The sequence below is a fragment of the Burkholderia orbicola genome (genome assembly GCF_900100915.1).
Taxonomy (GTDB): domain Bacteria; phylum Pseudomonadota; class Gammaproteobacteria; order Burkholderiales; family Burkholderiaceae; genus Burkholderia; species Burkholderia orbicola.
The window spans coordinates 3,280,451-3,297,725 of sequence record NZ_FNKW01000001.1 but is presented as its reverse complement, the minus strand read 5'-3'; the positions used below and the strand labels follow the sequence as shown (position 1 = coordinate 3,297,725).

Annotated in this window: 17 protein-coding genes; 5 read left to right on the top strand and 12 right to left on the bottom strand. The window is 68.9% G+C overall.

Going from position 1 to position 17,275, the window contains the following annotated elements:
* Nucleotides 1-2 precede the first annotated feature (2 nt).
* Nucleotides 3-1,355 carry an MATE family efflux transporter gene (locus BLS50_RS15770; RefSeq protein WP_074802588.1) on the top strand — a complete coding sequence of 451 codons (1,353 nt, stop codon included), beginning with the start codon at nt 3-5 and terminating at the stop codon, nt 1,353-1,355.
* Between the two features lie 11 nt (nt 1,356-1,366).
* On the opposite strand, the gene lipA is transcribed toward BLS50_RS15770, so the two are convergent.
* From lipA to BLS50_RS15740, 6 genes are all read right to left on the bottom strand, one after another.
* A complete protein-coding gene (gene lipA, locus BLS50_RS15765; RefSeq protein ID WP_074802587.1) occupies nt 1,367-2,329 on the bottom strand; it encodes a lipoyl synthase in 963 nt (320 codons plus the stop codon).
* A gap of 2 nt (nt 2,330-2,331) precedes the next feature.
* Nucleotides 2,332-3,447, bottom strand: a complete 1,116-nt coding sequence (locus BLS50_RS15760; protein ID WP_074802586.1) for an acetoin dehydrogenase dihydrolipoyllysine-residue acetyltransferase subunit — start codon at nt 3,445-3,447, stop codon at nt 2,332-2,334.
* A gap of 4 nt (nt 3,448-3,451) precedes the next feature.
* Nucleotides 3,452-4,456, bottom strand: coding sequence for an alpha-ketoacid dehydrogenase subunit beta (locus BLS50_RS15755; RefSeq protein WP_074802585.1), 1,005 nt, complete (start codon nt 4,454-4,456; stop codon nt 3,452-3,454).
* Nucleotides 4,457-4,510: 54 nt separating this feature from the next.
* Entirely contained in the window at nt 4,511-5,494 is a 984-nt protein-coding gene (locus tag BLS50_RS15750; protein ID WP_074802584.1) for a thiamine pyrophosphate-dependent dehydrogenase E1 component subunit alpha, read from the bottom strand.
* A 77-nt stretch (nt 5,495-5,571) separates the two neighbouring features.
* On the bottom strand, nt 5,572-6,348 hold the full coding sequence (locus BLS50_RS15745) for an SDR family NAD(P)-dependent oxidoreductase (protein WP_074802583.1): 777 nt from the start codon (nt 6,346-6,348) through the stop codon (nt 5,572-5,574).
* 66 nt (nt 6,349-6,414) lie between these two features.
* On the bottom strand, nt 6,415-7,473 hold the full coding sequence (locus tag BLS50_RS15740; RefSeq protein ID WP_074802582.1) for an ATP-NAD kinase family protein: 1,059 nt from the start codon (nt 7,471-7,473) through the stop codon (nt 6,415-6,417).
* Nucleotides 7,474-8,008: 535 nt separating this feature from the next.
* Here BLS50_RS15740 and BLS50_RS15735 point away from each other — a divergent pair.
* Entirely contained in the window at nt 8,009-9,928 is a 1,920-nt protein-coding gene (locus BLS50_RS15735; RefSeq protein ID WP_074802581.1) for a sigma-54-dependent Fis family transcriptional regulator, read from the top strand.
* Nucleotides 9,929-9,947: 19 nt separating this feature from the next.
* Here the strand turns inward: BLS50_RS15735 and BLS50_RS15730 are convergent, their stop codons facing one another.
* Complete coding sequence (locus BLS50_RS15730; protein ID WP_027810524.1) at nt 9,948-10,382, bottom strand: carboxymuconolactone decarboxylase family protein; 435 nt, start codon at nt 10,380-10,382, stop codon at nt 9,948-9,950.
* Nucleotides 10,366-10,827 carry a MerR family transcriptional regulator gene (locus tag BLS50_RS15725; RefSeq protein ID WP_074802580.1) on the bottom strand — a complete coding sequence of 154 codons (462 nt, stop codon included), beginning with the start codon at nt 10,825-10,827 and terminating at the stop codon, nt 10,366-10,368. The genes BLS50_RS15730 and BLS50_RS15725 overlap by 17 nt, the downstream gene beginning before the upstream one ends.
* Before the next feature lie 296 nt (nt 10,828-11,123).
* Here BLS50_RS15725 and BLS50_RS15720 point away from each other — a divergent pair, with 296 nt between their 5' ends.
* Together BLS50_RS15720 and BLS50_RS15715 are read left to right on the top strand one after the other, a co-directional pair.
* Nucleotides 11,124-11,735: a ComEA family DNA-binding protein gene (locus BLS50_RS15720; protein ID WP_011549666.1), complete on the top strand. Its 612-nt coding sequence runs from the start codon at nt 11,124-11,126 to the stop codon at nt 11,733-11,735.
* Nucleotides 11,736-11,823: 88 nt separating this feature from the next.
* Nucleotides 11,824-12,255, top strand: a complete 432-nt coding sequence (locus BLS50_RS15715; RefSeq protein WP_006478647.1) for a YidB family protein — start codon at nt 11,824-11,826, stop codon at nt 12,253-12,255.
* Nucleotides 12,256-12,381: 126 nt separating this feature from the next.
* Here the strand turns inward: BLS50_RS15715 and clpB are convergent, their stop codons facing one another.
* Nucleotides 12,382-14,979 (bottom strand): ATP-dependent chaperone ClpB, encoded by a 2,598-nt coding sequence (gene clpB, locus BLS50_RS15710; RefSeq protein ID WP_074802579.1) that lies wholly within the window; start codon nt 14,977-14,979, stop codon nt 12,382-12,384.
* A 151-nt stretch (nt 14,980-15,130) separates the two neighbouring features.
* Complete coding sequence (locus tag BLS50_RS15705; RefSeq protein WP_074802578.1) at nt 15,131-15,646, bottom strand: Rrf2 family transcriptional regulator; 516 nt, start codon at nt 15,644-15,646, stop codon at nt 15,131-15,133.
* Between the two features lie 243 nt (nt 15,647-15,889).
* Between BLS50_RS15705 and BLS50_RS15700 the strand changes: the two genes are divergently transcribed.
* Nucleotides 15,890-16,450: a group III truncated hemoglobin gene (locus BLS50_RS15700; protein ID WP_069232728.1), complete on the top strand. Its 561-nt coding sequence runs from the start codon at nt 15,890-15,892 to the stop codon at nt 16,448-16,450.
* A 67-nt stretch (nt 16,451-16,517) separates the two neighbouring features.
* Here BLS50_RS15700 and BLS50_RS15695 read toward each other — a convergent pair whose 3' ends face one another.
* Nucleotides 16,518-16,994, bottom strand: coding sequence for a molybdenum cofactor biosynthesis protein MoaE (locus tag BLS50_RS15695; RefSeq protein WP_074802577.1), 477 nt, complete (start codon nt 16,992-16,994; stop codon nt 16,518-16,520).
* Nucleotides 16,995-17,004: 10 nt separating this feature from the next.
* Nucleotides 17,005-17,262, bottom strand: coding sequence for a molybdopterin converting factor subunit 1 (moaD, locus tag BLS50_RS15690; RefSeq protein WP_012328655.1), 258 nt, complete (start codon nt 17,260-17,262; stop codon nt 17,005-17,007).
* Nucleotides 17,263-17,275 lie beyond the last annotated feature (13 nt).

Sequence of the window (17,275 nt, the reverse complement as noted above, 5' to 3'; positions counted from 1 at the left end):
CGATGTTCGGCGACATCCGCCGGATCGTCGGTCTCGCGTGGCCGGTGCTGGTCGGCCAGCTCGCGATCATCGCGTTCGGCGTGATCGACACCGCGATGGTCGGCCGCTACTCGGCCGTCGATCTCGCCGCGCTCGGGCTCGGCTCGTCGATCTACGTATCGATCTACATCGGCCTGACGGGCATCCTGTCCGCGCTGCAGCCGATCACCGGGCAACTGTACGGCGCGCGGCGCTATGCCGAGATCGGCGAGGAAGTGCGCCAGGCGCTGTGGCTCGCGCTGCTGCTCTCGATTCCGGGCTTCCTGCTGCTGCATTTTCCCGAGCCGCTGCTGCGCGTCGCGCATGCGCCCGCCGCGCTGCACGACCGCACCGTCGACTACCTGCGCATCCTGTCGTACGGGCTGCCCGCCAGCCTCGTATTCCGCATCTACAACGCGCTGACCAACGCGGCCGGCAAGCCGCGGCTTGCGATGATCCTCCAGATCGGCGCGCTGCTGCTCAAGTTTCCGCTGAACGTGTGGTTCATCTTCGGCGGCTTCGGCGTACCGGCGCTCGGCGGCCCCGGCTGCGGGCTGGCCAGCACGCTGATCAACTGGGCGCTCGCGCTGATCGGCTACACGCTGCTCGCGAAGCTCGACGTGTTCGCACCGCTCGCGATCTTCTCGCGCTTCTGCTGGCCCGTCTGGGCGCGCCAGAAGGCGATCCTGAAGCTCGGCGTGCCGATGGGCCTGTCGTACCTGATCGAGGTCACGTCGTACACGTGCATGGCGCTGTTCATCGCGCAGTTCGGCACGACGACGCTCGCCGGCCACCAGATCGCCGGCAACATCGGCGCGGTGCTGTACATGACGCCGCTATCGATCGGCGTAGCGGCGTCGACGCTGGTCGCGCGCGCGCTCGGCGCGGGACGCGCCGAGGAAGCCCGGCTGCTCGGCCGGCACAGCGTGATCTTCGCGTGCGGGGTGGCGGCCGCCTACGGCGTGCTCGTGTTCGCGCTGCGCCCGCTGATCATCGGCGGCTATACGCCGAACCCGGCCGTCGCCGTGGCCGCGATGCCGCTCGTCGCGATCGTCGCGTGCTACCACGTGTTCGATGCGCTGCAGGTCACGTCGGCGTTCGTGCTGCGCGCGTACAAGGTGGCGGTCGTGCCGACCGTGATCTACGCGGTCGCGCTGTGGGGCGTCGGACTCAGCGGCGGCTACGTGCTCGGCTTCGACGTGGGCGGGATCGCGCCCGCGTGGCTGACCGGCGCGCGCGGCTTCTGGTTCGCGAACACGGTCAGCCTGATGCTCGCGGGCGCGGGGCTCGTGCTGTACCTGCGCCGCATCAGTCGCGCGCACGCCGCCGCGGCCTGACGCGCGGCGCGCTACGCGCTCTCCAGCACGTCGGCCGCGTGATATGACGAGCGCACGAGCGGGCCGGCGACCACTTCCCTGAAACCGAGCGCGAACGCCTCGTCGTGCCATGCGGCGAAGGCCTCGGGGCTCACGTAGCGCCGCACCGGCAAATGGTGTTCCGACGGCGCCAGATACTGGCCGAGCGTCAGCACGTCGACCTCGTGCGCGCGCAGGTCGCGCAGCGTGTCCCGCACCTCGTCGTCGCGCTCGCCGAGCCCGAGCATCAAGCCCGATTTCGTCACGAGCGTCGGCCGCGCGGCCTTCGCCTGCGCGAGCAGTTCGAGCGAGCCGCGATAGTCGGCGCCCGGCCGCGCCGCGCGATACAGCGACGGCACCGTCTCGATGTTGTGGTTGAACACATCGGGCCACGCCGACGACAGCGCGTCGAGCGCACGCGCCGCGCGGCCGCGGAAGTCCGGCGTCAGCACCTCGACACCGATACCCGGCACGCTCGCGCGCACCGCCGCGATGCACGCGGCGAAATGCGCGGCGCCGCCGTCGCGCAGGTCGTCGCGGTCGACCGACGTGATCACGACGTAGCGCAATCCGAGCGCCGCCGCGTCGGCCAGCCGCTCGGGCTCGTCGGGATCGAGCGGCTCGGGGCGGCCGTGCGCGACATCGCAGAACGGGCAACGCCGCGTACACAGCCCGCCCATGATCATGAAGGTCGCGGTGCGCTGCGCGAAGCATTCGCCGATGTTCGGACACATCGCCTCCTCGCAGACGGAATGCAGCCGATGCTCGCGCAGCACGGCGGCCATGTCGGCCACCGCCGCGCTCATCATCGGCCGTGCGCGCAGCCACGGCGGCTTCGGCAGCGCCGCGCCGGCCGCGGGCTCGACGCGCACCGGAATGCGCGCGAGCTTGTCGCGACTTCTCGCGCCGGGCTGGCCGAGCGCCGTGAGGCTGGGTCGTTCGAGCGCGGCGGTCATCGTCAGTCTCCGAGGAACGCGACGATCAGGCGGTTCACGTCGGCGGCCGCTTCCATCTGCACCATGTGCCCGCTGCCGGCGATCACCTCGGCGCGCACGCCGTCCGACAAGCCCTGTGCATGCTGCGCGGGAATCACCTGGTCGCGCTCGCCCCAGATCACGAGCGTGCGCGGCGCCAGCGTCGCGAGCCGGTCGCGGAACACACGCCGCTGCGCGGCGCCGTCGAACGCGGCGTGCGCGATCTTCTCCAGCGCGGCCTGCACGCCTTCGAGCCGCTTGTACTTGACGAGATCCTCGACGAGTTGCCGCGTGACCAGCGCGTCGTTCGCGAACAGCGCGCCGAGGTGCGGTTTCAGCGTGTTGCGGCTGTTGCCGGCGACGAACCCGTCGATGTACGCGCGATTGATGTCGGTGCCGAGCCCCGCGCTCGCGATCAGCGTGAGCGATGCAACGCGTTGCGGTGCGCGCTCGGCCACCGTCATCGCGACCGCCCCGCCCATCGAATGGCCGATCAGGTGCGCGCGCTCGATGTGCTGCGCATCGAGCAGCGCGAGCACCGCGTCGGCCAGTTCGTCGAGGCTGCCGGTCTCGACCGCCTTGCCCGATTCGCCGTGGCCGGGCAGATCGAGCGCCCACACCGGCCGGTGCGCGGCGAGCTCCGCGTGGTTGAACAGCCAGTTGTTCAGGTCGCCGCCGAAGCCGTGGATCAGCACGGCGGGCGTGCCCGACCCCTCGCCCAGCTTCAGGAAGCGGACCGTGCGACCGCCGATCTGCGCCTTCTCGGGCTGCGGGCCGGCCGCCTCGTCGGACGCCGCGCTCGGCACGAAATCGCGCTGGAAGTCGGCGATCGCCGCGTCGATGTCGGCATCGCTCGCCTCGGCGGCCGCGACGACGCCGAGCAGCGCGCCGACGGGCAGCGTCTCGCCCTCCTGCGCGACCTGCCGGCGCAGCGTGCCGTCGAATGCGCATTCGACACCCGACGAGATCTTGTCGGTCTCGACGTCGAGCACTTCGTCGCCCTTCGCCACGCGTTCGCCGACCGCCTTCAGCCAGCCGTTGACCTGCCCCTGCTCCATCGACAGCCCCCATTTGGGCATCGTGATCATGTGAATCGACATCGTGTCAGCTCCTCGTCTTGAGTACCGCCTGCGCGATCGCATCGGCGGACGGGATATACAGGTCTTCCAGCACGCCGGCGAACGGCGCGGGCGTGTGCGGCGCGGTCACGAGTTCGATCGGCGCCTCGAGCGACCGGAACGCGCGCTGCGCGACGAGCGCGGCGATGTCGGTCGCGATCGAGCAGCGCGGATTCGCTTCGTCGACCACCACCACGCGCCCGGTGCGCGCCGCGCTTTCGAGGATCGTTTCCTCGTCGAGCGGCGACGTCGTGCGCAGGTCGATCACGTCGCACTGGATGCCGTCCTTCGCGAGCGTCGCGGCCGCGTCCATCGCGAGATGGACCATCCGGCCGTACGTGACGATCGTCGCGTCGTCGCCGTCGCGCAGCACGTTCGCCTCGCCGAACGGAATCGCATAGGATTCCTCCGGTACGTCGCCCTCGCGCGTATAGAGCAGCTTGTGTTCGAGGAAGATCACGGGATCGTTGTCGCGGATCGCCTGGATCAGGAGCCCCTTCGCGTCGTACGGCGTCGACGGGCACACGACCTTGAGCCCCGGGATGTGCGTGAACAGCGACGTGAGCATCTGCGAGTGCTGCGCGGCCGCGCGCAGGCCGGCGCCGTACATCGCGCGGATCACGACCGGCGTCACGGCCTTGCCGCCGAACATGTAGCGGAATTTCGCGGCCTGGTTGAAGATCTGGTCGAAACACACCCCCATGAAATCGATGAACATCAGTTCCGCGACGGGACGCATCCCGCACGCGGCGGCGCCGACCGCCGCGCCGATGTAGCCGCCCTCCGACAGCGGCGTATCGAGCACGCGGCCCGGAAACTTGTGGAACAGCCCCTTCGTCACGCCGAGCACGCCGCCCCATGCGTCGTCCTCGCCCGGCGCGCCCGCACCGCCCGCGTTGTCCTCGCCCATCACGATCACGCTGTCGTCGCGCGCCATTTCCTGCGCGAGCGCCTCGTTGATCGCCTGCGAATAAGTGATCTTCCTTGCCATGTCTGTCTCCTGGAATGTTCGGTTCGCCGTGCCGGCTGCTGGATCAGGCCGCGCTCACGGATACGACACGTAGACGTCGGCCAGCAGGTCGGCGGCATCCGGCAGCGGCGCCGCTTTCGCCTGCGCGACCGCGTCGTCGATCAGCGCCTTCACCTGTGCGTCGACCGCGCGCAGGTCGTCGGTCGTCAGCGCTTCGGCGCGCACGACGCGCGTTTCGAAATGCTTCAGGCAGTCCTTCTCGTCGCGCAGCTTCTGCACTTCGCCCGGTGCCCGGTAGGTTTGCGCATCGCCCTCGAAGTGGCCGAAGTAGCGCGTGAACTTCACTTCGACGAGCGTCGGGCCGCCGCCGTTGCGCGCCCGTTCGACGGCCTCGCCGAGCGCCTCGTGCACCGCGAAGAAGTCGAAGCCGTCGACGATCACGCCCGGCATCCCGAACCCGTTCGCACGATCGGCGATGTTGTCGGTCGCGACCGACCAGCTCGACGACGTCGCTTCCGCATAGCCGTTGTTCTCGGCGACGAAGATCGCGGGCAGCCGCCACACCGACGCGAGGTTCATCGATTCGAAGATCACGCCCTGGTTCGACGCACCGTCGCCGAAGAAGCACACGCCGACGCCGCCCGTCTTCTTGTGCTTGGCCGCGAGCGCCGCGCCGCACACGAGCGGGCCGCCCGCGCCGACGATGCCGTTCGCGCCGAGCATCCCCATCGACAGGTCGGCGATGTGCATCGAGCCGCCCTTGCCGCGGCAGACGCCCGTCTTCTTGCCGTAGATCTCGGCCATCATCCCGTGCACGTCGACGCCCTTCGCGATGCAATGGCCGTGGCCGCGGTGCGTGGTGGCCACGTAGTCGTCGAGGCCGAGGTGCAGGATCGTGCCGACGGCGGATGCCTCCTCGCCCGCGTACAGGTGAACGAAGCCGGGTATCTCGCCGGTCGCGAATTCGACGTGCAGGCGTTCCTCGAATTCGCGGATCGTGCGCATCAGCCGATAGGCGTCCAGCAGCTTGTCCCTGCCGAGCTGTGTCGAAGCGTTCATGTGTGTCTCCTGGGTAGGTCTGACTGCGAATGCCGCCCCGGCCATGCCGTGGCGGCGGATTGCACGGCCTGGTGCCGTCAGTGGAACGTGAAGCCGCCGTCGACGTTCACAGCCTGGCCGGTCACGTTGTCCATCGTCGCGAAGAACAGCGCGAGCCGGCCCATGTCTTCCGGTGTCTGCGCGCGGCCCTGCGGAATCAGCGTCAACTGGTGCCGCTGCCACGACTGCTCGACCGATTCGCCGTCGGTCTTCCATTCGTCGGACAGCCGGTCCCACATGTAGGTACGGACGATGCCGGGGCAGATCGCATTGACGGTCACGCCGTCGCGCGCAAGCTCCTTCGCCAGCGCGTTGGTGAAGCCGACGACCGCAAATTTCGATGCGCTGTAATGCGCGAGATTCGGAAAGCCTTCCTTGCCCGCGATCGACGCGACGTTGATGATCCGGCCGCGCCCTTGTGCCTTCAGGTGCGCGAGTGCCGCCCGGCAGCCGAGGAACGTGCCCTTCGCGTTCACGTCCATCACGAAATCCCAGTCGCGCTCGGTCAGTTCGGCGACCGGATGAATACTGATCACGCCCGCGCAGTTCACGAGGATGTCGAGCCCGCCGAGGTCGGCGAGCGCCTGCGCGACCATCGCGTCGACCTGCGCGGCCTGCGTGACGTCGACCTTCGCGATCGCGGCCCGCCGGCCGAGCGCGCGTACCTCGCGCGCGGTGGCGTCGAGTGCGTCGTCGAGCAGGTCGGCCAGCAGGATGTCGGCGCCGGCGCCGGCGAGCGTCAGCGCGATGCCGCGGCCGATGCCGCGCGCGCCGCCCGTGACGATGGCGACCTGTCCTGCGAGAGGGGCTGTCATGGCGATGTCTCCTTGATGATCGTGATGGATGTCGAAATGCCGGTGCGTGAAACCAACCGTCGATCGTTAGTCATGCCACGCACCCGCGTCGCGCAGCAGTTGCCGCGACGACGCGTAGCGCAGCGTGCGGCCGACGTCGACCGTCAGCGGCCCGTGCCAGTCGAGCGCAATCTCGTAGCGATCGCCGCGCGCGACCTCGATCTCGCGCTCGCCGTCGAACGCGAGCGTGCCGCGCTCGAACGGGATCGCGTGCCACGTGCCCGGTTCGAGCCGCTCGCAACTGCGCATCACGACGCGGTCGACACGCCCCGGCGCGATCGGCGCGACGAGCGGCGTGCCGGCCGCGTTGCCGGCTTGCGCGAAGCGCATCGCGAGCCCGTGCGGCGCGCTGCGTTCGAGCGGCGCCCACGCGCCGCCGAGCGCGGACAGGCCGATGCCGTCCGGTTCCGCGAACGTCAGGTAGAGCGGATCGATGTCGTCGGAGCCAGAGATCGCGCGTGCGCCGATGAAGCGCTGCCGCGCGGCGCACACGTCGACGAGCGCGATCTCCTCGCGCCCCGGCTGCGCGCCCGCGACGCAGCGCACGACGAGCCGCTTGTTGCGCACGAACGCGACCTCGGCCGGCACGGCGCCGGTCGCGGCAAGCCCTGCGGCAACGCCGGCGACGGTCGCCTCGCGATGTTCGGGAAATGCGTTGTTGGTGCCGGTGGACAGCGCGACGAGCGGCGTCGCGCCGCAATGCGCGGCCACCGCGCGATGGGTGCCGTCGCCACCGAGCACGACGATCAGCGCCACTTCCATCCGGTGCAGATAGGCCGCGCCGGCCTGCGTGTCGGCGACGGAATCGGTGATCGGCAAGTCGACGAATTCGACCTGCGGCCAGCGCTCGTGCGGCGCGACCGCGCGATGCGTGTCGATCGCGCGCAGCAGCAGCGTCGCGATACCCGTGCGGTCGCGCAGCGTCAGCACGCGCTCGACGCCCATCGCGCCAAGGCCGGCCAGCAGGCGCACGATCATGTTCGCCTTCTCCGCGGTCGGGAACACGGATGCATGCGTCGTGAGGCGGCGGATGTCGCGCCCCGAAGCGGGGTTCGCGATCACGCCGACGGTAACGGGCGTCGTCACGGATTTGTCTCCATCCAGTGGGCGGGGCCGGCGCATTGGCGCACGCATCGGCCCTGCCTGTTTCGTCCGCTGCCATCGACGGGCGGCGGATCGTCGTCGCCGACGCGATCGCACCGGCTTGCCCGTCATCTCTGCAAGCGGCGTGCCATCGTGCATGCGATGGCCGCGAAACCCGCGTCAGCATTGGCGCGGCGGGCACACGCGAATTCGGGATGCTTGGCCGTGACGACGCAGCGCACATCGAATTCGCCACGGCGTCTCACGTCGTCGATACGGCGACGCGGTCGTCGCGGCGCCCGCGCATGGCCGGTATTCCGCCCGCCAACTCCGCGTTCGCGCGGCGCCGCGCATGCAGCGCCGCGCCGGCCGAGCGCCGCACGCCACGCATGCGGCCGTCTCAACCGCGCGAGACACGGCGCGACACCGGTGAGACGACCGTCTCACGCGCGCCGCGTGCTGCGATGCAATGTGATCCGCGGGACCGGATGTGCTACAAGAACAGCGACATCCCCGCCGTACGGAACCGGAGCCGACCATGCCCTATGCCGTCCCCCAGGCCCAGCACGCCGATCGTGTCCTCGGCGCGCTCGCCGGACGCCTGCCCGCGCCGGCGGATTCCGCGCGTCTCGTGTCGTCGTGGCAGCGGTCGCTGGAGCGCTACCGTCTCGACCCCGCTTCGTCGATCGGCCCGCGCGTGCTGACCGCGGCCGAACTGCGCGAAGTGCGCGACAAGGAAGAAGCCTTCCTGCGCGCGTCGGGCCAGTGCCTGACGCGGCTGCACGACATGATCCGCGTCGCCGACTACTGCGTGATGCTGACCGACGCGCACGGCGTGACGATCGACTACCGGATCGACCGCGAACGCCGCAACGACTTCCGTCACGCGGGGCTGCACATCGGCTCGTGCTGGTCGGAAAGCGAGGAAGGAACCTGCGGGGTCGCGAGCGTGCTGACCGATCTCGCGCCGATCACCGTGCACAAGACCGATCACTTTCGCGCCGCGTTCACGACGCTCACGTGCAGCGCGGCGCCGATCTTCTCGCCGGGCGGCGAGTTGATCGGCGTGCTCGACGCGTCGGCCGTGCATTCGCCCGACGGCCGCGACAGCCAGCGCCTCGTCTATCAGCTCGTGCGGCAGAGCGCGGCGCTGATCGAGGACGGCTACTTCGTGCACAGCACCGCGCAGCACTGGATATTGTTCGGGCATCCGAACCGTCACTACGTCGAGGCGCAACCGGAGTGGCTGATTGCGTTCGACGAATGCGGCAACATCGTCGCCGCGAACCGGCACGCGCGCGATGCGCTGCCGGCGCTGCGCGAGCCGCGCCATATCGACGAGATCTTCGACGCGACCGAGATGCCGCTGCGCGATGCGGCGCGGCTCGATGCGATCGTCGCGCTGCGGGTGCGCGCGACCGGCGCCCCGCTCTACGCACGGCTGCGTGCGCCGCTACGGCGCGCCGGCCGTGAACCGGCCGCGGCATCGCGCCGCCCGGGCACCACCGCGCCGCGCCACGTCGGCGCGCTGACGCCGTTCCTGCACAGCAGCGACGCGCGCATCGCGCAACAGGCCGAACTCGCGCTGCGCGTCGCGAGCAAGCGGCTGCCGATCCTCGTGCTCGGCGAAACCGGCGCGGGCAAGGAGGTGTTCGCCCGCGCGATCCACGACGCCGGCGCGCGGCGCGCGCGGCCGTTCGTCGCCGTCAACTGCGGCGCGCTGCCGGAGGCGCTGATCGAGAGCGAACTGTTCGGTTATGCGGCCGGCGCGTTCACCGGCGCACGCAAGCACGGCGCGCGCGGCAAGATCGCGCTCGCCGACGGCGGCACGCTGTTTCTCGATGAAATCGGCGACATGCCGCTCGCACTGCAGACGCGCCTGTTGCGCGTCCTGGCCGACGGCGAGGTCGTGCCGCTCGGCAGCGATACACCCGTGCGCGTCGATCTCGACGTGATCTGCGCGACGCACCGCGATCTCGCGCGGATGGTGGCCGACGGCACGTTCCGCGAAGACCTGTACTACCGGCTGAGCGGCGCGACGTTCGACCTGCCGCCGCTGCGCGAACGCGCGGACGTGCGCGACGTGATCGCCGCCGTGTTCGCCGAGGAAGCGCAGGCGACCGGCCACGTGCTCACGCTCGACGCGACGCTCGCCGAACAGCTCGCCGCGTATCCATGGCCGGGCAACGTGCGGCAACTGCGCAACGTGCTGCGCTATGCGTGCGCGGTGTGCGACGCCGCGCGCGTGACGCGGCGCGACCTGCCGGCCGACCTCGCCGCGCAACTCGGCGGCGCGCCGGCAGGCGCACTGCCCGACGACGAACGCAGCCGTATCGTCGCCGCGCTCACCATGCATCGCTGGCGCCCCGACGCGGCCGCCCGGGCGCTCGGCATGTCGCGCGCGACGCTGTACCGGCGCATCGCGAAGTACCGGATCGTCGCGCCGCACCGCGCGTGACGCACGGGCGCATGCCTGGTCATGCGGGCTGCCCGGCCGCTTCGTTCGGGTGGTCCGTCACGCCGGCCGCTTCGTCGCGCCGCGTGAACACCTCGTGCGCGGCGAACAGCGCGTTGAGCGCGGCGGGCATCCCCGCGTACACGGCCATCTGCATGAACACCTCGACGATCTCGTCGCGCGTGCAGCCGACGTTCAGCGCGGCCTCGATATGCACCTTCAGTTGCGGCTGCGCGTTGCCGAGCGCGGCCAGCGCGGCGATCGTCGCGATTTCGCGCGCCTTCAGGTCGAGCTGCGGCCGGCTGTAGATGTCGCCGAAGCTGAATTCGACCAGGAGCCGCGCGAAATCCGGCGCGATCGGCGCCAGCGCCGCGATCACGCGTTCGCCCGCTTCGCCGTCGATTTCCTTCAGTTTGTTCCAGCCGCGCGTGTAGCGATCCTCAACGAGTCGTTCCATCGTGTCCGTCCTGTTCCGATAAAGAGTGAGAAGGTTTCGCCCGTCGTTCCGTTTCCCGTTCCTGCGCCTCGTAGTACGCGATCTTGTCGCCGATCGCGTCGAGGCTCGCCTGCAGCTCCGCGATATGCGCACGCACCGCGTCGCGATGCGCGACCAGCAAGTCGCGCCGCGCGCCGAACGTCGACTCGCCCTGCTCGCGCAGCACCGCGAACGCCTGCATCTGCGCGATCGGCATGCCGGTCGCCTTCAGGCGCATCACGAAGGCCAGCCAGTCAAGGTCGGCCGGCGCATAGAGCCGGTGCCCGGCCGCCGTGCGCGAGATCGCGCGCAGCAGCCCGGCCTGCTCGTAATACCGCAGCGTGTGCGTCGACACGCCCGTCAGTTCGGCGACTTGCCCGATCGTCAGCGGACCGGCGGCGGAGGGTTGGGATACGGTTTTCGACATGGCAGGAACAAGGTTAGGAGTTAGAGTTCACTCTAAGTCAAGCATTGTCTGACGGCCAGTGCGGCGTTTTTCCGCGCGCCCCTCGCAATACGCCGGCGACACCGTAAAGAATCGTCAAAATCGGCGCCCGGCATCGGGTTCGGCCTTTACAGCACCGCAAGCCTTCAGCAAGATTCGGTCAGCCTGTCTCAAAAAGGGCACGCATTTGTCCTATGCTTAACGCGACGCCCGGCCAACTCGCACGTCGCCGTCCGTTGCAACAACCATTCATCCGTCAGAACCAGGGAGCCTTTGCCATGCTGAAAAAGCTGCTGATGCTGTTCGTCGCGCTATCGCTGTCGCTTGCCGCCGGCCTTGCCGCGGCCGTCGAAGTCAACACGGCCGACCAGGCCGCGCTCGAATCCGTGAAGGGGCTCGGGCCCGTGAAGTCGAAGGCGATCATCGACGAACGCACCAAGAACGGCCCGTTCAAGGACGCCGACGATCTCGCGAACCGCGTGAAGGGCCTCGGCACCAAGTCGGTCGGGCATCTCGAGGAAAACGGCCTGACGATCGGCGGCGCGTCGACGCCGCCGAAGGGTGTGAAGCTGTCGAAGCCGGCCGCGACGACGTCCGCGACCACGTCGACCACGACGTCGGCAGGCACCGCCGCGACGTCCACGACCGCGACGGCCGGCACGACGACCGCGGCGCCCGCGCCGGCGGCTAGCGCACCGGACGCGGCCGCCAAGCCGGCCAAGACCAAGCGCGCATCGAAGAAGGAAAAGGCGGCAGCGGCGGCAGCGGCATCCGCCGACGCGGGTGCGAGCGCACCGGCGGCCGCGTCGTCCACGAAGGCAACGAAGGGTTCGAAGAAGAAGAGCAAGAAGGACAAGGCAGCCTCCGCCGCCGCGGCGTCGGGCGCCTGATGTGCGCCGCGCGCGCGACGGCGTGCGCGCGGCATTCGTTCAACGGGCGCCGTCGTCACGGCGCCCTTTTCAGTGAAGGTGAAGAACCATGGGTCTCCTCGACATCGTTGGCGGTCTGATCGGCGGCCAGGCCGGCGGCAACTCGCAAAGCGCGCTGATCACGACCGCGCTCGAATTCATCAACAACCAGCCGGGCGGCCTGAACGGGCTGATCGAGAAGTTCAAGGCCGGCGGCGCCGGCGAGATCATCGGTTCGTGGGTCGGCACCGGCGAAAACCAGCCGATCTCGCCGGACACGCTGCAGAACGTGCTCGGCTCGGACGTCGTCGGCTCGCTCGCGAGCAAGGTCGGCATCGATCCGTCGCAGGCGTCGTCGATCCTCGCGCAGGTGCTGCCGCACGTCGTCAACGGCGCGACGCCGAACGGCGAAGTGCCGGCCAGCGGCCAGGTGGACACGTCGAACGTGCTCGGCACGCTCACGCAGCTTGCCGGCATGTTCGGCGGCAACAAGCAGGCGTAAGCCCGCCGCGCAGCGGCCGGCAGCCCGCATAGCGGTTTCGGCCGCTCCATATGCAAACACCCCGCCGAGGCGGGGTGTTCGTTTTTGTGCCCGGTGCGAACCGGGCACGCTGCCGACGGCAGGCGATCAGTGCACGACGCGGTCGAACACGAACTGGCCGTCGTTGACGTCGACCGGAATCACGTCCTTCGGACCGAAGCGGCCGGCGAGGATCAGCTTCGCGACCGGATTCTCGATCTCCTGCTGGATCGCGCGCTTCAGCGGCCGCGCACCGAACACCGGATCGTAGCCGACCTTCGCGATCTGTTCGAGCGCAGCGGGCGACACGTCGAGCGCCATGTCCAGCTTCGCGAGCCGGTCGTGCAGGCGCGCCAGCTGGATCTTCGCGATCGACTCGATGTTGCTGCGGTCGAGCGCATGGAACACCACGACGTCGTCGATCCGGTTCAGGAACTCGGGGCGGAAATGCTGCTTCACCTCGAGCCACACCGCGTCCTTGATCTCGTCCTGCGGCGCGCCCGTCATCGCCTGGATCACCTGCGAGCCGAGGTTCGACGTCATCACGATGACCGTGTTCTTGAAGTCGACCGTGCGCCCCTGCCCGTCCGTCATGCGGCCGTCGTCGAGCACCTGCAGCAGCACGTTGAACACGTCCGGATGCGCCTTCTCGATCTCGTCGAGCAGGATCACGCTGTACGGCTTGCGACGCACGGCTTCCGTCAGGTAACCGCCTTCCTCGTAGCCGACGTAGCCCGGCGGCGCGCCGATCAACCGCGCGACACTGTGCTTCTCCATGAACTCGCTCATGTCGATGCGGATCAGATGCTCTTCCGAATCGAACAGGAACGACGCCAGCGCCTTGCACAGCTCGGTCTTGCCGACCCCCGTCGGGCCGAGGAACAGGAACGAGCCGTACGGACGGTTCGGATCGGCGAGACCCGCGCGCGAACGACGGATCGCGTCCGCCACCGCGCTGATCGCCTCGTCCTGGCCGACCACGCGCTCGTGCAGCTTTTCCTCGATGTGCAGCAGCTTCTCGCGTTCGCCCTGCATCATCCGCGACACGGGAATGCCCGTCGAACGCGACACGACTTCCGCGATTTCCTCGGCGCCGACCTGCGTGCGCAGCAGGCGCGGACGCGTCGGGTTGTGCTGCTCCTGCTCTTCGGCCTGCGTGACCTGCTTCAGCTGGGCCTCGAGCTGCGGCAGCTTGCCGTACTGCAGCTCGGCGACCTTCTCGAGCTTGCCTTCACGCTGCAGGCGCGCGATATCCGCCCGCACCTTCTCGATCTCTTCCTTGAGCTGCGCGCTGCCCTGCACCGCGGCCTTCTCGGCGGTCCAGATCTCTTCCAGGTCCGAATATTCGCGGCCGAGGCGATCGATTTCTTCCTCGATCAGCTGCAGGCGCTTCTGCGACGCTTCGTCCTGCTCCTTCTTCACGGCTTCGCGCTCGATCTTCAGCTGGATCAGACGACGGTCGAGCTTGTCCATCTCTTCAGGCTTCGAATCGATTTCCATCTTGATCTTCGAAGCGGCTTCGTCGATCAGGTCGATCGCCTTGTCGGGCAGGAAGCGGTCGGTGATGTAGCGATGCGACAGCTCGGCCGCGGCGACGATCGCCGGGTCGGTGATGTCGACACCGTGGTGCAGTTCGTACTTCTCCTGCAGCCCGCGCAGGATCGCGATCGTCGCCTCGACGCTCGGCTCGTCGACGAGCACCTTCTGGAAGCGGCGTTCGAGCGCGGCGTCCTTCTCGATGTACTTGCGGTATTCGTCGAGCGTGGTCGCGCCGATGCAGTGCAGCTCGCCGCGCGACAGCGCCGGCTTCAGCATGTTGCCTGCATCCATCGCGCCTTCGGCCTTGCCCGCGCCGACCATCGTGTGGATTTCGTCGATGAAGACGATCGTCCGGCCTTCGTCCTTCGCGATGTCGTTGAGCACCGCCTTCAGGCGCTCCTCGAACTCGCCGCGATACTTCGCGCCGGCGAGCAGCGCGGCCATGTCGAGCGACAGCACGCGCTTGCCCTTCAGCGTCTCGGGCACTTCGCCGTTGACGATCCGCTGCGCGAGCCCTTCGACGATCGCGGTCTTGCCGACGCCCGGCTCGCCGATCAGCACCGGGTTGTTCTTGGTGCGGCGCTGCAGGATCTGGATCGAGCGGCGGATTTCGTCGTCGCGGCCGATCACCGGATCGAGCTTGCCCGCGCGGGCGCGCTCGGTCAGGTCGACCGTGTATTTCTTCAGTGCCTCGCGCTGGCTTTCCGCATCCTGGCTGTGCACCTGCGAGCCGCCGCGCACCGCGGCGATCGCGGCTTCGAGCGACTTGCGCGTGAGGCCGTGCTGGCGCGCGAGCTTGCCGGCGTCGCCCTTGTCGTCTGACACGGCGAGCAGGAACATCTCGCTCGCGATGAACGTGTCGTTGAGCTTCTGCGCTTCCTTGTCGGCCTGGTTCAGCAGCCCGGCGAGTTCACGGCCGATCTGGATGTCGCCGCCCGTGCCCGTCACTTGCGGCAGGCGCGAAATGGCTTCGTTCAGCGCGCCTTGCAGCGCCTGCACGTGAACGCCCGCGCGCGACATCAGCGAGCGGGCCGAGCCGTCCTGCTGCGCGACCAGCGCCGCGAGCACGTGAACGGGTTCGATGTATTGATTGTCGCGGCCTGCCGCAAGGCTTTGCGCGTCCGCGAGTGCTTCCTGGAACTTGGTGGTGAGCTTGTCGATTCTCATTTAGTCGAGACCTCCAATTTTCGATTAGCACCAAGATGAGGATGGTTATGCGGCTTTCAAGCGAAATTCGGGTTGATTCAGCGCAAAAATTGCCGGATCGCCTGAAAACGGTCCGGAGGGCGCGACGGGATGGGCGCGCGGCGCCCGCGTGTCAGTGGGTCTTGGACGCCGGCTCGGCTGCCGGCGCTTCGTCCTGCACCGGCGCGGCACGCACGAGCACGGCCGGGCGGATGCCGAGCAGCGACGCGAGCGGCGATGCCGGTTCGGCCAGTTCGCCGAGCGTATGACGATCGAGCTCCGCGAAGAAGGCATCGCGCGCGGCCGCCAGCACGCCCTTCAACCGGCACTGCGGCTCGATCACGCAGCCGCGCGACTCGCCGCCGTCCGCCGAAAAGCAGCCGACCAGCGCGAAGTCGTTTTCGGTGGCCCGCACGACCTCGCCGACCGTCAGTTGCAGCGAATCGGCGAACAGCCGCAGCCCGCCGTTGCGGCCGCGCACGGTGTCGACCCAGCCCAGTTCGCCGAGCTGCTGGACGACTTTCATCAGATGGTTCTTCGAGATGCCGTAGGCGTCCGAGATCTCCTGGATCGTCGCGAGCCCTTCGCTGCGCACCGCCAGGTACAGCATCACGCGCAGCGAATAGTCGGTGTAGTCGGTGAGTCTCATGAGCGAATACGGAAAATATCGATCGTATCCCGATTATGTGAACCGGGCCGATCGATGGCGCCGTTGCGCGGCCCCGGGTTGCCGGGATCGCGGGCGCGCAATAAGATGCGTGACATCCACACGTTTTCCAGGGGTTGTTGGACGCTATTTTGCGTCAAAATCCGGCCGGCGTCCTGCTCGTCACCCGCGCCGCCCGCCCCGCTGCTGTCCCGCCGCTGCTCCGATCTACCGGCCCTTTTTGTCATGACTGCCCTGCCCGCCTCGACCGAACCCGCATCGGCCCGCCCCCGCGACGCCGAGCCGACCGAAGACAACATCCGCGATCTCGTCTACGCGTTCTACGACCGCGTGCGCGCCGATCCGCTGCTCGGGCCGGTGTTCGACGCGAAGCTCGCCGGCCGCTGGGACGATCATTTGCCGAAGATGGTGACGTTCTGGTCGAGCCTCGTGCTCGGCACCAAGGGCTATCGCGGCAACGTGCAACAGGCGCACCAGCCGCTCGACGGGGTCGAGCCGGCCCATTTCAGCCGCTGGCTGTCGCTGTTCCTGAAAACGGTCGAAGCGCGCTACGCGCCGCCCGCGGCGATCCGCTTCATGGAGCCCGCGCTGCGGATCGCGCAGAGCCTGCAGTTGAGCCGGTTCGGCTGGGACTACCGGATTCCGCCCGAGCAGCAGGCGCTGCTCGACGCGATCGCGCCGCGCCGCCGCGACGCGGGCGACGACCCGCACGCGTTGCCGTCGCGCGCCCGCGGCGAGCCGTTTCCGACGAAGATCATCGGGCGCGGCGTCGACCCGGACGCGTAACGCCCGTCGTGTGCGGCACCAGCGCGCATGCAGCACATCGCCGCACTGCCCGCGCGCCGCGCTCAGCTCAGCGCAGCGTGTTGCCCGACTCGACGCCCCAGCGCGCGAGCGCGGCGTCGTCGGTACTGCGCGCATCGACCCAGCGCTCGCCGTCCGGCGTCGTTTCCTTCTTCCAGAACGGCGCTTCGGTCTTCAGATAGTCCATCACGAATTCGCACGACGCGAACGCATCGCCACGGTGCGACGCGACCGTCGCGACCATCACGATCTGGTCGAGCGGCAGCAGCCTGCCGACGCGATGCACGATCGCGACGTCGATGCCCGGCCAGCGCCGGCCGGCCTCGGCCGCGATCCGCTCGAGCGCCTTCTCGGTCATGCCGGGATAGTGCTCGAGCTCCATCGCGGCGACCGCATCGCCTTCGTTCAGGTCGCGCACCGTGCCGACGAAGCACGCGACCGCACCGATCTTCGGGTTGCGCGCACGCAATGCCGCCACTTCGGCATTCAGGTCGAAATCGTCGGTCTGGACTCGTATCGTCGCCATGACAGCCGCCTCAACCACCCGTCACCGGCGGAAAGAACGCGACCTCGCAGCCCTCGGTGAGCCGCGTGTCGGGATCGGTCATCTCGTGGTTGCACGCCATGCGCAACGCGCGCCCTTCGGCGAGCGTCTCGGCCCACGCGCCACCGCGCACGCGCAGCCATGCGCGCACGTCGCCGACGGTCGTCACGCTGTCCGGCACGTTGGCTTCTTCGTCGGCCACGCCGAGTGCTTCACGCACGCTTGCAAAAAATTTCAGTTGAATCTTCATGGTTCGGGAAGCC